Genomic DNA, 15,354 nt, shown 5'->3' with positions numbered 1-15,354 from the left:
AGCGTCTAAGTTTTGCTTTAACATAAATGCTTTTGCAAAAACTTCGCTTGATCGCTAACACTACGTTCAAAATCCTCACCAAAATACACATCAAAATGACCAACAGGATAACGCACCACTTCTGATTTAGGCATGAGTTTCGCTGCTTTTTCAACAGCAGCTACAGGCGCAACGGTATCTGTTTCGCAAATTTGTAATAAAGCAGGGCATTTTACTTTCTTGGCATCTTTAATTGGTCTAAATAACGGAACTAATAATCCTGTACGCGCGGTGACTTTATTAATAAGAGTCGTGTTTTCTGTTGCGAGGCGCAAATAGGCATCGTACGCATCGTGACTGGTCATTGCGCCAATTTCACCTTCTTTGGCAACGGTAGGAATATAGTGTGTTTTACCTAATACCGATAAAGCAACATCAACTACGCCATGCGTACTGACTTTCATTAACGAGTTTAATCCTGCATAACGAGCAATTTCTAAAGCCGAAGCCAAACCATCTAACATTGGGCATTGGCTAACAGTTGCCGCGACTTTACCGTCTTGTGCCGCCACCGTCACCACTAAACCACCCGCAAACGACGTTCCCCATAAGGCAATTTTTTGACGATTAATATTTGGTAAACGGCGCGCAAAGGCTAAGGCAGCATGCCAGTCTTCTACCTCTTTTTGAGGAATTAAACATTGACGTGGTAAACCATCGCTAGCACCAAAATTGCGATAATCAAAAATCAGCGTTGCCATGCCCAAGTTATTAAAACGCTGAGCATACTGTTCTAAACGCATCTCACGTGTGCCGCCAAAACCATGCGCCATAATCACTAAAGGCACGTCTTGCGTTTGTGCTGTTTGTGGATAAGTTAACCATGCACGGCAAATAACGCCTGAGCTATAAAATTCGACATCTTGGCGAGTATGGATGTGTGGATTGGCGGCAATTGTCATAAAAACCTCATGCTAAATTTATGTTGAATATCATTCAAGATAAATGCTATCATCTGCTTGAACATCATTCAAGATAAAAATAGAGAATTTTTATGGCCAAAAATAGACGTGAAATTGATAGCGAACATAAACGTCAAGAAATTTTATTAGCCGCAAGACAATTGTTGTTAGCAGAAGGTTATGACGCAACCAGTATGTCTCGTTTAGCTAAAGAAGCAGGCGTTGCACCGAATACTTTATATTGGTATTTCAAAGATAAAGACGAGTTATTGATTGCGATTTTAGATGAACTGGTTGCCGAAGCCCTAGCAGAGTATTTAAGCATTCAAGAACAAAGTTTAGACCAACAATTATTGTGGTTACTCGATAAATTTGATGCCGTTCCTCATGTGATTACGACCGTACATAATCGCATGAACTTTGCTGAAAGTATCAAAATATGGCATCAACGTTTTCACTTTATGCTCGAGTCACTGGTTGTTAATCAATTAATGCTGCATGGCTTAAAACAAGAAGAGTGTGTAATAGCCGCCAAAATAGCAACGTTTGTGGTCGAAGGGCTGTTATCACATCATGCAGGCGATGCTTGTGAAAGAGAAACTATTGCCAATTTTTTAATCTCAAAAATCACATCAAACAGAGGGTAAATTATGATGAATCATTTTCCACGTTTAGCGGGTAAAGTGGTGTTGGTAACAGGTGCTTGGGGAGGTCTGGGAAAAACTTTTGTCCGTCACTTGTTAATGGCTAGGGCTAAAGTTATTTTAACCGATGTTAGTGAGCGGCCAATTACCGAGTTAGCCGATGGCGGTGGTTTGCCTTTTGGCTGGGAAAAACAAGTTTTAGGTCAAATTAAAAGTGACTTAAACGCTGTCGAAGGGCCAAAAGCCTTGTACGAAGCCTGTCAAAAAATTGCCCCTGTGGATATGGTGGTGCATAACGCAGGTTTAGCCTTTGTCGGACATTATGAAGAAATTCCGATGGATAAAATGAACTTACAAATGCGTGTGATGTTAACTGCACCGATGGAATTGACGCATTTATTTTTACCTGACTTTTTGCAGCGTGGTAGTGGCCATTTTATTTTTATTGATTCAGTTGCAGGGTTTATTGCTACTAAGTTAGGGACAAGTTATAGCGCGGCGAAATTTGGTTTACGTGGTTTTGCGATGGCTTTATCGGGTGAAATTAAAAAACGTGGCGTAGATGTAACGATTATTTATCCATTTTTTACCCGTACTGGTATCTTAAAAGCCCCGATTGTCGGTAAAGCTAAAATTCCTGTCATGCCTAAAATCTTTATTGATGACCCTGACAAAGTGATTAATACCGCCTTAAAAGGTATAAATAATCGTGATTTGCATGTCAAAACTGGTTTTTATTCTAATTTTATGTGGCAGGTGAATCGTTTGTGGCCAGTCATTAGCAGTCAAATGCAGCCCAAACAGTTGTAAATAAAAAGCCCAGTAAAAACTGGGCTTTTGTTTATTAAACGACTTCAGCAAAGACTCAAGTCGTTTAAGTAAGATTACGTCAACTGAGCAACATCAATCTTGTTAGCTTTGTCGGTGTATTCACTCATACGGTCGAAGTTCAAATAGCGATAAATGTCGCCAGCCATGCTGTCGATTTTGTTCGCATATTCCATGTACTCGGCAACCGTTGGCAATTTACCCATCACTGCAGCCACAGAGGCTAACTCAGCAGAGGCTAAGTACACATTAGAGCCTTGACCTAAACGGTTCGGGAAGTTACGTGTAGACGTGGACACACAAGTGGTGTTTGGAGCAACACGGGCTTGGTTACCCATACACAAAGAACAACCCGGCATTTCGGTACGTGCGCCAGCGCGACCATAAATGTTGTAGTAGCCTTCTTCCATTAATTGATGTTGATCCATTTTAGTTGGCGGAGCTAACCATAAGCGAGTGCTTAAAGAGCCGCCTTCAACTTTGTCTAATAACTTACCAGCAGCACGGAAGTGACCGATGTTAGTCATACAAGAACCGATGAACACTTCATCAATTTTGTCACCAGCAACGGTAGATAACAACTTGGCATCATCTGGGTCGTTTGGACAGCAAAGGATGGGTTCTTTAATGTCGTTTAAGTCAATTTCATACACTTTAGCGTATTCAGCATCGGCGTCAGCACGCAACAATACTGGGTTAGCTAACCATTTTTCCATTGCTTCGATACGACGAGCCATCGTACGGGCATCACCGTAACCTTCAGAAATCATCCACTTTAACATGGTGATATTGGAGGTTAAGTATTCAGCCACAGACTTTTCAGACAAAGTAATAGAACAACCAGCCGCAGAACGCTCAGCAGACGCGTCAGACAATTCAAAGGCTTGTTCAACGGTTAAATCACCTTCCATTTCGGACAAGTCAATTTCTAAAATACGGCCATTGAAAATATTCTTTTTGCCTTTTTTCTCAACCGTTAAATCACCAGCTTGGATAGCATAGTAGGGGATAGCATGCACTAAATCACGTAAGGTGATACCTGCTTGCATTTTACCTTTAAACTTAACCAATACCGACTCAGGCATATCTAAAGGCATCACACCTGTTGCCGCCGCAAACGCAACTAAACCAGAACCTGCTGGAAAAGAAATACCAATTGGGAAGCGTGTATGAGAGTCACCACCTGTACCTACGGTATCAGGTAATAACATACGGTTTAACCAGCTATGGATAATACCGTCACCGGGACGCAAGCTCACGCCACCGCGATTCATAATAAAATCAGGTAAGGTATGATGAGTTTGTACGTCAACTGGCTTTGGATACGCAGCGGTGTGACAGAAAGACTGCATCACTAAATCCGCAGAGAAGCCTAAACACGCTAAATCTTTTAATTCGTCACGTGTCATTGGACCTGTGGTATCTTGAGAACCAACAGTGGTCATTTTTGGTTCGCAATAAGTACCGGGACGGATACCTGCTACGCCACAGGCTTTACCCACCATTTTTTGAGCTTGGGTGTAACCTTTGCCAGTGTCAGCAGGTTGTTGTGGTTGACGGAATAATGTAGAAGGCGCTAAACCTAAAGCTTCGCGTGCTTTAGTGGTTAAGGAGCGACCGATAATTAAGTTAATACGGCCACCCGCACGTACTTCGTCTAATAACACAGGTGTTTTTAACGGAGCTTTAGCAATTTCAACGCCATCTTTAGTAGCAGTCACAATAGCATTAGCATGATCGATGTTTAAAACAATCTCATCACCCATGTTCATTTGTGACACATCTAATTCAACAGGTAATGCACCCGCATCTTCCATGGTGTTGAAGAAGATTGGCGCAATTTTGCTACCAATACAGAAACCGCCATCACGCTTGTTTGGAATGTGCGGGATGTCGTTACCTGTAAACCACAATACCGAGTTGGTTGCAGATTTACGGCTAGAACCTGTACCCACAACGTCACCCACATAAGCAATGGTGTTACCTTTTGCTTTTAAGGCTTCTAATTGCTTGATTGGGCCGATTTCTGTTGGTTTGTCTGGATTAATACCATCACGTACGTTTTTCAACATGGCATTTGCGTGCAATGGAATATCTGGACGACTCCAAGCGTCTTGAGCAGGGGATAGGTCGTCAGTGTTGGTTTCGCCAGTCACTTTAAACACCGTCAATTTGATGGTGCTTGGCACTTCTGGACGGTTAGTAAACCATTCAGCATCCGCCCAGCTTTGTAACACTTCTTTTGCAGCCGCGTTGCCAGCTTTGGCTTTTTCTTCAACGTCATGGAAAGAGTCGAACATTAATAATGTAGCTTTTAAGGCTTTAGCCGCTTCAGCCGCTAACTCAGCATTGTCTAATAACTGAACTAATGGCTCAACGTTGTAACCACCGAGCATCGTACCTAATAAGTACACAGCACGTTGCTTAGTGATTAAAGGAGAAGAAGCTTCACCTTTAGCAACAGCCGCTAAAAAAGCAGCTTTAACATAAGCGGCTGGGTCAACGCCCGCAGGCACGCGGTTTTCAATTAAATCAACCAAAAAGGCTTCTTCACCTGCTGGTGGATTTTTTAATAATTCTACTAAAGCAGCAGTTTGTTGTTCATCAAGTGGCTTGGGTGGAACGCCTTGGGCAGCGCGTTCAGCAACGTGTTGGCGATAGGCTTCTAGCACGATAGTTTCCTCATATTAGCGTGACATTTACACGTATACCGTCAAATTTGTATCGCTCACAGATAAAATACTGGGCAAACTACAACTCTTATGTGTAAATCTAAACGAGCTTTTTGGGGTGCGATTGATGGATATCAACATGCAGCACAAAAACGGTGGCAGAATGTTAGCACTCAATCGGACAAAAGTTAAGAAAACCTTATATTCCAAAGCATATAACCATTCTTTCATAAATAAATACTAAAGTTTTCTAATTGTAGAGCTAGTTTTTAGGCCATGTTTACGATAGCTTTATGACGTTTTTGAGACTTCGGTCAACTATATTTAAGATTTTAGGTGTTTGGTCATGCCAATGTTGACGCTTCCGCAAGGAAAAGTTCACTATCGAAAGATGGGAGTAGGTACAAATTATCTTGTTTTGTTGCATGCAAACCCCGGTGACAGTAAAGATTATAATGCCATTATTGATGCATTAACACGTAATTATTGCGTGATTACCATCGACTGGCCTGGTTATGGCACATCAGATGCACCAGAGCCCATAGATAAAGCCAGTGTTAATTATTTTTATGACGTACTTAAGGGCGTGATTGACGAGAAAGCCTTAGCTGAGGTTACCTTAATGGGTAACTCGATAGGTGGCTATGCTGCTGCACGTTATGCTGCCGAATTTCCAGAGCGGGTTAAGAGCTTAGTCCTTATTTCACCTGCGGGATTTACGAATCATAACGCCATGACACGTTTATTTTGTCGTTTACAGGCCAGTTCTTTAGCCATTCCGCCCATTGTATTAGCCAATTTTTACCTGAAAGGTGGCTCTACGTGGGTAAAAACCATGAAATCTCGGGCATTAAAAGAGTACGGTAAAACAGTTCCATTTGCCATTAATCGTGCAATTTGGCGCAGTATGTTGTTACCAGATGCCGATTTGCGTGAAAAAGCCAAAAATATTCGTTGCCCAACCTTATTATTCTTTGGCCAATACGACCCGTTAGTATCGGCTAAACACGATGCAAAAATTGCTCAGGCTGTCATTCCTCACGCTGAATTACATATTTCAGAAACAGGACATGCGGTTTTTGCAGAATCTCCTGAATATTTCTTGGGTTTTGTGCTAAAGTTTTTACGGAAAATCTATCCAAACGCAGCATAAGACAAACACGTTTTAAGCTATATACGGACACAGAGCTTAAAACGATTTATCATTTCATCACAAATACAAATAACCACACGTAATTTTTAATACAACAACATTAAATATGATGCTTCCTTTAAGGGATATAACTCATCGCATAATGTATATTATGTTAAATAATGTCTATAATAGGCTTTATTTTAGTATCTCCTACTAAAAAATATAAAATAAATTACATAATATGTATTAAGTAATATTTAATACAAAATTGAGGTTGCATATCTATCTTGATATTCGTAGCATGCTATGTGTGTTAATTATTTATTAGTGCATCCAGCCGTAACGAGTAACGATAAAAATAAATTGAGGTTGAATAATGATTTTTGAATTACGTGATGCTTTTCAGGATATACAACAGACGTTGGCAGATTTTAGATTAATGTGGATGCCGCATGTTGTTGACGGAGATGTCTACGAAGTTCCTCTAAATAACAATGGCTTAGCACCAAAAATCATTGAGGTAAAACATATTGCCAAAGAAGCTGCGGCAATAAAAGCGGCTGAAGCATTTGAAGTTTTACATTTTCAAGCCAATCAACACCCTGCTACCGCTTATCGTTTACCTGGCTGGTTGGGCGTTGATAGGGATTTTTCACCGGAAATAGATATCATTAACGCTAAAAAAGATACGCTTAAACGCTTAATGTTAAGTATTCCCGAAAAAGAAAGAAATCGGACAACACGTCAAGCCTTACCTAATGTGTCGGTCTTACAATGTTATCGGCACTTAGTACAATGGACTGCCCCTGAATGTTTATATTTTTCGTGGGCAGGCGCAACACCAAGCAGTGTGCATGTCAGTCGTGCGGATGTTGAAGCACAGTTAGAACGTTCAAGAAAAAATCGTCCCGATCAATTTACGCCGAGTGAGTGGGAAAATATTATTAATTTGCAAAAGCAACAATTAGCAGAAGTTCCACCTGAAATTCCACTTATTTATCGTTGGCGTAAAGCCCCACATCCTCGCATGATGGCATACAATAAAGGACAAAAAAGCAATGCTGGCCGTATTGTCCCTGCGAATCTTCCCGTGTTTATTTATCTTAATGAACCGACCCAAAAACCCCGTGTTTATGGCTTAAATCCCTTTGATATGAGTGAGCATTTACGGGAAACACCACGTGCAGATGCGGCATTACTATCATCGGTGATTGAAAGTATTGGCTTATTCGCACAAGTAAAATCGCCCAAAAAAGTGTTGATTAATGAACAAGCCTTACATGACGGTGCGACAACGCGTAATAACGAATGGCAGCGTAAACCGATAACTGAAGAATAATAGATGGGCTAGGGCAGAGTAAACGACTACTCTACCCTACTCTTTTTTAATTAAACCAATGGCTTAGATTTCTTTCCTCAATCAGTTTACTGAGCTCAGCATGGTGTAAAAAGGGTTTGGTATGCGCTATATAAGGCGGTCTTATCTCATCGGGTATGGCTTGCAACACATCGAATAATGGTTGCCATAATTGATGTTTTATTGCTGTTTGTACGATGTTTTCAGTAAATGTATTCCCTTGTTTTAAGATAACATCCGCTAGTATTTCCCGCTGTGTTTGTCCCATAAACTCAATCAACGGCAAAAAGGTATGCCATAAATCATAGTGGTTGGTATGTAATAAGGCAGCTTCTAATAAATCCGCACGTTGCATGCTGGCGGTATGAATCACTTTGTATTGTGTGCTGGCAGATAAGCAGGCAAATAGTGGTAAGGCATCTTGCCATAATTGTAATTGATAAACGGTTTCTATTAAGTCATTTAAGACGTCTTCGTGTTCTTCTGCGGCCATATCCCCCATTTCACGCTTAAGGTCATCTTCAATATGTACCATCAGTGCTAAGGACTCAGGCCATAATTCTTTATTGACACGCATACAGGCAATGAGTTTTTTGAGTCTGTCTTTGGGTAATAAGCGCATGATGTCGCTGACAATACGCTTTTCTTCAATAAAAAAGCCGATATGTAATAAGGCTTCTTCGTTGCTAACATCACTTAAAATGATTTTTAGGTTTTCGGGCTTCATAAAGCCAACAAAACCACCCATGACAATATATTGATGGCTGCTTAGTAACTCTTTAGCAACCGCACGCATTTTATCTAAAGGCATATTTTGAATAATATCTTTGACGCGGCGCGGGTCTAATTCTAAGGTGACTTTAGCCAAAAACGGAATGCTCATTTTTTGCGCTAATTCTACTGCGCGCTGATGTGGCATTTCGCTCGCAATACGCGCACATAACATGGGCCCAAAGACTTTTTCACCAATACTCGCCGTAATACCTGCTGGCATCAATTTGCTTGCAGAGGCCAATTTTTGAAATAACTTGCGACCATCATTAAACAGTTTATCGGTTGTTAAACCACGTATTTGGGCTAATTCTGATGCGGGCAAGTGTTCTAAAAAACTTAATGAGGTACTTGGTACAGACAATAATTGTGCAATTTTTTGCAATTCTGCGCTGGCTTCTAATTTACTCATGATATGTCTTATCCTCTCACAATCGCTTTGACTGCTCCGCGTAACAAAGCGGGCACATAACTTAATCCTTCTTCAATGGCGTTATTCAGTGTTTCGCGTTGTTTGAGTTGTGCCTGTTCAATGAGTTGATTAAAACGACGAATATCGTCGGCAGATAAAGACTGTAAGCCCGATAATTGGTCGGTTTGAATTTTGAGCGTGTTAGCTAACTGCTCTAAGGCGTTTTGTTGAGACATATCACTCTTCTCTGAAGGCTAATGGTATCGTGGCAGCATGATGACGAAAAAACTATGACAAGTTAAGTGACAAAAATCATTGACTTATTTGACGGTTAATTTCTGCCATGCCTAATAATTGCGCAATTAAGGGGGCAATCTCTCAATAATTTTCTCACATAATAGGCAAATATATGTAATATACATTACAAAATAATTGCTTATTAGAGTCCCTCCTATGCCCCCTTCTATTCAAGATGCTGTTTGGCAAGCTGCTAATCAACTAATGGCACAGGGCATACGGCCGACGGTTGCCAATGTTCGTGAAATTACCCAACGCGGCAGTGCAGGCACGATTAACGATGCCCTTAAAGAGTGGTGGCAAGATTTAGCCAAGCGTATGAGTGTACAGCAAATACACCCCGATTTACCTGAGCCTGTTATTTCAGCAATGCGGCAATTATGGCAAGAGGCCTTACAGCAAAGCGATTTAGCCTATAGCGAGCTTAAACAGCAAGCTACACAACAGGTTGAACAGGCTGAGCAAGTAAAATTGGCCGCCTTAACGCAATTGCAACAACAAACGAATCAATTATCAGTTCTTGAGCATCGTTTAGAAGAAAGCCAACAACGTGAGCATCTCTTACAAACACAGCTAGCCACCGAACAGGCGTTAAGAACGCAAATTACCCAGCAATTTGAGCAACAGCAACAGCATTATCAAGTGCAGCTCAGTACACTTGAACAGCAACATGTACAGCTAGAAAAACAGCTAACCCTCAAAACAGCAGAATACCATCAACTGCAAAAACAACATAATACCTTAGAACAAGAGCGCGAGGTATTAACCCAAACGACGCTGCAATATCAGCAACACGTTGAAGAAAAAACACAGCAACTCCATCTGCGAGATGCCGATATGCGAGTATTGCAGCAGCAGTTAGATGCGGCAATACAAGAAAATACCTTATTAAAACGACATACGGCTAATATGAGTCTGAATAAACGAGAGGCACTCAAAGTAAAACTGCAACGTTATTAAACGTCTGTTGAGGTTAATGGAGTTTATGCGCTTACTACATACGTCTGATTGGCATTTAGGACAGAACTTTTTTGGCTTTAGTCGTTATTATGAGCATCAGCAATTTTTAGACTGGTTGTTAAATACTTTAACGACACAAAACATAGATGTGTTATTGATTGCGGGCGATATTTTTGACACCGCCAATCCTCCCTCAAGTGCACAACAGCAGTTTTATCAATTTTTGTGTTTAGCTAAAGGGCGTATTCCGCATTTACAAGTTGTGATTATTGCAGGTAATCACGACTCTCCGACACGTTTAGAAGTACCGACCCCCTTCTTGAATGCTATTGATATGCGCGTTGTCGGGCAAGTTCAGCGTCAACAGCGCGGTATGGATTTAGAACAGCTCCTCGTGCCCTTATATCATCGAGAAGGAGAGATTGCCGCATGGTGTTTGGCCATCCCCTTTTTACGACCAAACGATGTGCCACGCGTAGAAGATGCAGACGACGCTTATTTAGCGGGGATTAATGCTTTATATCAACAAGTCACTGCATTGGCTAAAAGTAAGCGCGCAGAAAATCAAGCACTGATTGCAATGGGACATTGCCATTTAATGGGTGGCGAAGTTTCGAGTGATTCAGAACGCAAACTCGTCATGGGAGGGCTTGAAACGTTATCTAGTCATATCTTTGATACAGAGATTGCTTATGTCGCTTTAGGACATTTACACTTCGCACAAGCGGTAGGTGCTGCGCATATTCGTTACAGTGGCTCGCCTTTGCCCATGTCTTTTTCAGAAATGCATTATCCCCATCAGGTCGTCGTGATTGATTTAGAAGGCAACTCGCTTCAGCGTATTACGCCTATATTGATTCCACGAACAGTAAATTTGCAGCGTTTACCCGAAAAACCTGCACCATTGGCTGATGTACTCACACTACTCGCGCAGCAAGATTGGCCTCTTGTTCCCGAAGAGCAACAAACTTATTTACAAGTACGTGTTTTGTTAGATAAACCCGAGCCTGCACTACGTCATAAAATTGAACAGGTATTGCAAGATAAAGCCGTTCGTTTAGTCAAAATTGAAACCAGCTATCCGTCAGCTTCAACAACAGAAGCCAGTCCATTATCCTTAGAGGATGTCAGTCAACTACAACCCGAAGATGTTTTTTTGCGTATGTATCAACAGCGTTATCAAAAAAGTCCAGATAATGTATTACTCAAGGCCTTTCATGAGTTATTAACAACGAATATGGCCGACGAAAGCTAGAGACTCTTTACACCTTAGCCAAAGGGTATAGAATAGTGCATATATCCCCCTATCTGTGCCTAGCGTGCATTGATAAAGGAGCAAACATAATGCGTAATATGCTAAAAAATATGATTCAAGGCATGCGTCAAGCCTTACAACTCATGCCATCACAACGTGCTTATATTGTGAACGATGGTGGTTTTGCCCAAGATGCCATACAGCTACGTGCTGACTTTCAACGTGTTAGTCAAGATATGAACAAGGCAATTAACCGTGGCGAACAAACAAACTACCGCACATCTTAAAGATAAAGATGGAGAAATTCTCCTTCAACAGAATGCAACAGACTCTCCCCTTATTCCAATCAATCAACTGGAACGACTACACAACTTCAGACCTGATTTGGTTGATTGGGTCATTCAACAAACGCAAATCGAAGCAGAACATCGTCGTCATACCGTTAAAATAGTCAATCGCTCCGTATTTATAGAGCGTGTATTTGGTCAATTTTGTGCTTTAAGTTTAGGTTTGGCTGCCATCATAGGGGGTGTTTATGCGGCCATTAATGGTGCAGAAACAGCAGGTGGCATCATTGCAACGGCAGGCGTTGGCGGATTGGCTGCGGTTTTTTTAACAGGTAAAAAACAAGATAATTAAGCCTCTTAAGGCGAGTCTTGCCTCACATTTCTGCATGATATTATGAAAATTTTAGCAATTCGTGGCCGTAATTTAGCGTCATTAGCAGGTGATTTTGTCGTTGATTTTCAACAAGAGCCGTTGTTTTCGGCAGGTTTATTTGCCATTACAGGCGCAACAGGGGCAGGTAAAAGCACCTTGCTTGATGCGTTGTGTCTGGCCTTATATAACCGCACTCCCCGTTTAGATAAAGCCAGTAAATTTGCCAAAATCATGGATACCGATGAACAACAGATAGGTATGCACGATACCAAAAATATTCTCAGGCGTGGCTGTACAGAGGGATATGCTGAAGTCGATTTTGTCGGCATAGATAATCAATCGTATCGAGCCAAATGGACTGTACGTCGAGCGCATAACAAGCCAACAGGCGCATTACAAAGCGAAAGCATTAGTCTACAAAGTCTAAAAGATGGACAACAACTCAGCCATAAAAAAACAGAGGTGCTCCCTGCTATCCAAGAAAAGATAGGATTATCTTTTGATGAGTTTAATCGTGCGGTTTTGTTAGCGCAAAATGAGTTTTTTGCGTTCCTAAAGGCTAATGATAATGAACGTGCCGATTTACTGGAAGCGCTAACAGGCACAGAGTATTTTAGTCAAATTTCTCAACAAGCCTTTGAACGCGCAAAACACGAAAAAGATAAATTATTTGCCTTACAGCAACAGTTACAACAGCAACCGCCTTTATCACAAGAAGCACGCCAAGAATTAGAACAACATTTGAGCGAGTTAGAACGGTCATGTCAGGCATCAGAAAAACAACTCTCTACTATACAGCAACACGTACAATGGCATACACGTAAAGAAGAATTAGAAAAACAATACAGTGACGCGCAACAGCAACTCGCTTCTATAGAACAACAATGGCAACGCAGTGAACAAGATTGGGTATTGGTACAACAAATACAAACTGCCCTCCCCATGAAGCCTCTATGGACACAATGGCAACAACAGCAACAGGATTCTCAACAACGGCAAGAGGCACTAGCTGTATTATCTGAGCGCTTAGTCCATGAACAACACAATGAGCAACAACAGTCAGTGCAGTTACAACAGCAGCAACATGACTATCAAACGATAGAACAACAATGGCAACAACAACAGATAGTATTAGAAAAAGCCAAACAGTTAGACTATCAATTAACAGAGGCTAAGCGTAAATTAGCACAAGATAAAACACGCTTAGATGAGCAAGCTAAACGCTTGAAACAGCAGCAAAACTATCAGCAAATCGATATATGGCCACAAATACAGACATTATTGACACAAGCCAAACATCAGCACGATATCCGTTTGGCAGAACAGGCGCATCAATCGATTAGCGAACGGATTCAACACGAAAAACAACAGCTTGCTGTCCTCAATCAGCAACTTAATCAGGTTGATTTGCCTCAATTATTAGCGCAGCAACATACGCTGAACCAAGAACAACGTTTATTGGATACCCTTATTCAAGACTGGCAGCATTGTCTACACATGCATGATAACTATCAACAATTAGTGCAAGAACAAGATGCCTTACTAACATATATCGTTGAAGAACAACAGCAAGAAACACGTATTACTCAAGAGCTGCCACGCGCTGCGGCACAATTGGAACAAGCCCAAAAAGCATGGCAAGAGGCACAATTAGCCTGTAGTCAAAACATTCAGCAATTACGTGCGCAGTTGGAACAGGATAAACCCTGCCCTGTTTGTGGTAGCCAGCAACATCCGTATCAACAAGCGCGTGCACAGGCACAATTAAATCAACTACTCATTCTATTAAAACAGCAGCTTCAACAGTGTCAACATCACTACGATGAACAAAAAACACAAGGTACACGCTTGCACGAAAATATACGCAATCAACAGCAACGACTCGTACAAATTCAACAGCAATTAACCCAATTGAATCAACAACAGCAACACTATCAACAAAAATTTAATCATCTGACTCAGTATAAGGAATGGGTAGCGCTCGCGGAACAAGAAAAGTTGACATGGTTAACAAACCAGCAGCAATACATACATCATCAATTGCAAACAGTTAAGCAACACATAGAGCAGCAACAAGTCATCCAACAACAAAAAGAGGATTTACATCAGGTCATAGAAACCTGTTTGGTGATAGCAGACTGTACAGAAAGTTTAGTCATTTTTTGCGAAAGCTATTTGATGTTGTCTCAATTAGAGCAAACGTATCATCAATTATTGAATGGACAACATAGCCAGCAATTTGAGCAAGCATGGCAACAACGACTCAATGATGCTGTTATGGCGAAAGACCAAGCACAATTACGTTGGCAACAAGCACAACGAGAGGTGGAAAAAACGCAACATAGTCTGAGTGTTTATCAAGACGAACTGAATCAATTAATACGTAAAACACAACATAGTCAGCAGGTGTTTGAGCAAGCCTTTGCCGACTTCACTCAGCTTTATCCATTTAATTTAGCTCAAGTCATACCATTATTTAACTACTCAGCTACTTGGCTACAACAAAAAAAATCAGATTTAGAGGCGTTAAATCAACAACGGGTACAAGCCATACATCACACTAAGGCGCGAGAGCATGACCATCAACAACACTTAAAACTGTCTTTTGCCCAAACAGAACAACAGACAGTGCTGCAACAATTACACGAAGTACAACATAACCTAAGCATACAACAACAAAATTTAGGCGCGTATAGAGAACAATTAAAACAGGATAATCAGCGTCAACAAGCGCAACAGCATTTAGGGGCTGCGCTACAACAACAGCAGCAATTAACCGAGATTTGGTCGCAATTAAATGAAGTCATTGGCTCACGCGATGGGCAAAAATTGCGTAATGCCGCACAACAAATGACCCTAGATGTCTTATTATTTTACACCAATGACCACTTAAAAAACTTAGCTCGCCGTTACCGTTTAGAACGCATAAATAATAGCTTAGCCTTACAAGTGATAGACCAAGATATGGGTGATGAAATTCGTTCCGTACACTCCTTATCGGGTGGCGAATCTTTTTTATTATCCTTGGCGCTGGCATTGGGATTGGCTTCTTTATCTTCGCAACGTGTCAAAGTGGAAAGTCTATTTATTGATGAAGGTTTTGGGAGTTTGGATGCAGACACTTTACGTATAGCAATGGACGCACTCGATATTTTACAAAGCCAAGGCCGAAAAGTAGGTGTGATTTCTCATGTTGCCGAAATGACAGAACGTATTCCCACACAAATTCAACTAACCAAAGGCGTCGCGGGTAAAAGTAAATTAGAGGTTTTTCCAAAAATAACTTGCTCAGACCATCATAGTTTCTGACACATGAATGAGCGTAAATGATTAGATTATTGAGTAAATATATAAAATACGGGTAAAGTATCGAAGGGATTTGTATACTATGCTTATTTTATTATTTTCGTTAATACAAATAA

At 41.0% G+C, this 15,354-nt stretch carries 13 protein-coding genes; 9 read left to right on the top strand and 4 right to left on the bottom strand.

Features of this window, described 5'->3' with window-relative positions; all coding sequences use genetic code 11:
* Positions 1–17 precede the first annotated feature (17 nt).
* Positions 18–941, bottom strand: a complete 924-nt coding sequence (locus C8N29_RS09325) for an alpha/beta hydrolase (RefSeq protein WP_107865794.1) — start codon at positions 939–941, stop codon at positions 18–20.
* Positions 942–1,033: 92 nt separating this feature from the next.
* On the opposite strand from C8N29_RS09325, the gene C8N29_RS09320 reads away from it, so the two are divergent.
* Both C8N29_RS09320 and C8N29_RS09315 read left to right on the top strand, forming a co-directional pair.
* On the top strand, positions 1,034–1,588 hold the full coding sequence (locus C8N29_RS09320; RefSeq protein WP_107865793.1) for a TetR/AcrR family transcriptional regulator: 555 nt from the start codon (positions 1,034–1,036) through the stop codon (positions 1,586–1,588).
* A 3-nt stretch (positions 1,589–1,591) separates the two neighbouring features.
* Positions 1,592–2,395 (top strand): SDR family NAD(P)-dependent oxidoreductase, encoded by an 804-nt coding sequence (locus C8N29_RS09315; protein ID WP_107865792.1) that lies wholly within the window; start codon positions 1,592–1,594, stop codon positions 2,393–2,395.
* 74 nt (positions 2,396–2,469) lie between these two features.
* On the opposite strand, the gene C8N29_RS09310 is transcribed toward C8N29_RS09315, so the two are convergent.
* Positions 2,470–5,085: a bifunctional aconitate hydratase 2/2-methylisocitrate dehydratase gene (locus tag C8N29_RS09310; RefSeq protein ID WP_107865791.1), complete on the bottom strand. Its 2,616-nt coding sequence runs from the start codon at positions 5,083–5,085 to the stop codon at positions 2,470–2,472.
* Between the two features lie 346 nt (positions 5,086–5,431).
* Here C8N29_RS09310 and C8N29_RS09305 point away from each other — a divergent pair, with 346 nt between their 5' ends.
* Both C8N29_RS09305 and C8N29_RS09300 read left to right on the top strand, forming a co-directional pair.
* Positions 5,432–6,238, top strand: coding sequence for an alpha/beta fold hydrolase (locus C8N29_RS09305; protein WP_107865790.1), 807 nt, complete (start codon positions 5,432–5,434; stop codon positions 6,236–6,238).
* Between the two features lie 358 nt (positions 6,239–6,596).
* Positions 6,597–7,559, top strand: a complete 963-nt coding sequence (locus C8N29_RS09300; protein ID WP_107865789.1) for a DNA replication terminus site-binding protein — start codon at positions 6,597–6,599, stop codon at positions 7,557–7,559.
* A gap of 46 nt (positions 7,560–7,605) precedes the next feature.
* Here C8N29_RS09300 and C8N29_RS09295 read toward each other — a convergent pair whose 3' ends face one another.
* Both C8N29_RS09295 and C8N29_RS09290 read right to left on the bottom strand, forming a co-directional pair.
* Positions 7,606–8,760: a hypothetical protein gene (locus C8N29_RS09295; protein ID WP_107865788.1), complete on the bottom strand. Its 1,155-nt coding sequence runs from the start codon at positions 8,758–8,760 to the stop codon at positions 7,606–7,608.
* 8 nt (positions 8,761–8,768) lie between these two features.
* Positions 8,769–8,996 (bottom strand): hypothetical protein, encoded by a 228-nt coding sequence (locus tag C8N29_RS09290; RefSeq protein ID WP_107865787.1) that lies wholly within the window; start codon positions 8,994–8,996, stop codon positions 8,769–8,771.
* Positions 8,997–9,213: 217 nt separating this feature from the next.
* Between C8N29_RS09290 and C8N29_RS09285 the strand changes: the two genes are divergently transcribed.
* The 5 genes from C8N29_RS09285 to C8N29_RS09265 all read left to right on the top strand — a co-directional run bounded on the left by C8N29_RS09285 (position 9,214) and on the right by C8N29_RS09265 (position 15,241).
* Complete coding sequence (locus C8N29_RS09285; protein ID WP_107865786.1) at positions 9,214–10,017, top strand: DNA-binding protein; 804 nt, start codon at positions 9,214–9,216, stop codon at positions 10,015–10,017.
* Positions 10,018–10,042: 25 nt separating this feature from the next.
* Entirely contained in the window at positions 10,043–11,272 is a 1,230-nt protein-coding gene (locus C8N29_RS09280; protein ID WP_107865889.1) for an exonuclease SbcCD subunit D C-terminal domain-containing protein, read from the top strand.
* 89 nt (positions 11,273–11,361) lie between these two features.
* Positions 11,362–11,559: a hypothetical protein gene (locus C8N29_RS09275; RefSeq protein WP_107865785.1), complete on the top strand. Its 198-nt coding sequence runs from the start codon at positions 11,362–11,364 to the stop codon at positions 11,557–11,559.
* Positions 11,528–11,911, top strand: coding sequence for a hypothetical protein (locus C8N29_RS09270; protein WP_146164445.1), 384 nt, complete (start codon positions 11,528–11,530; stop codon positions 11,909–11,911). Before C8N29_RS09275 ends, C8N29_RS09270 begins: the two co-directional genes overlap by 32 nt.
* A 42-nt stretch (positions 11,912–11,953) precedes the next feature.
* The gene (locus C8N29_RS09265; protein WP_107865783.1) at positions 11,954–15,241 is read left to right on the top strand and encodes an SbcC/MukB-like Walker B domain-containing protein; all 3,288 of its coding nucleotides are present in this window, start codon (positions 11,954–11,956) and stop codon (positions 15,239–15,241) included.
* Positions 15,242–15,354: the final 113 nt, after the last annotated feature.

Origin of the sequence: Agitococcus lubricus (assembly GCF_003051055.1) — a bacterium.
In the GTDB taxonomy this organism is placed as follows: Bacteria; Pseudomonadota; Gammaproteobacteria; order Pseudomonadales; family Moraxellaceae; genus Agitococcus; species Agitococcus lubricus.
Note: the sequence above shows the minus strand (reverse complement) of the source record. Positions and strands in the feature narration are given on the sequence as shown.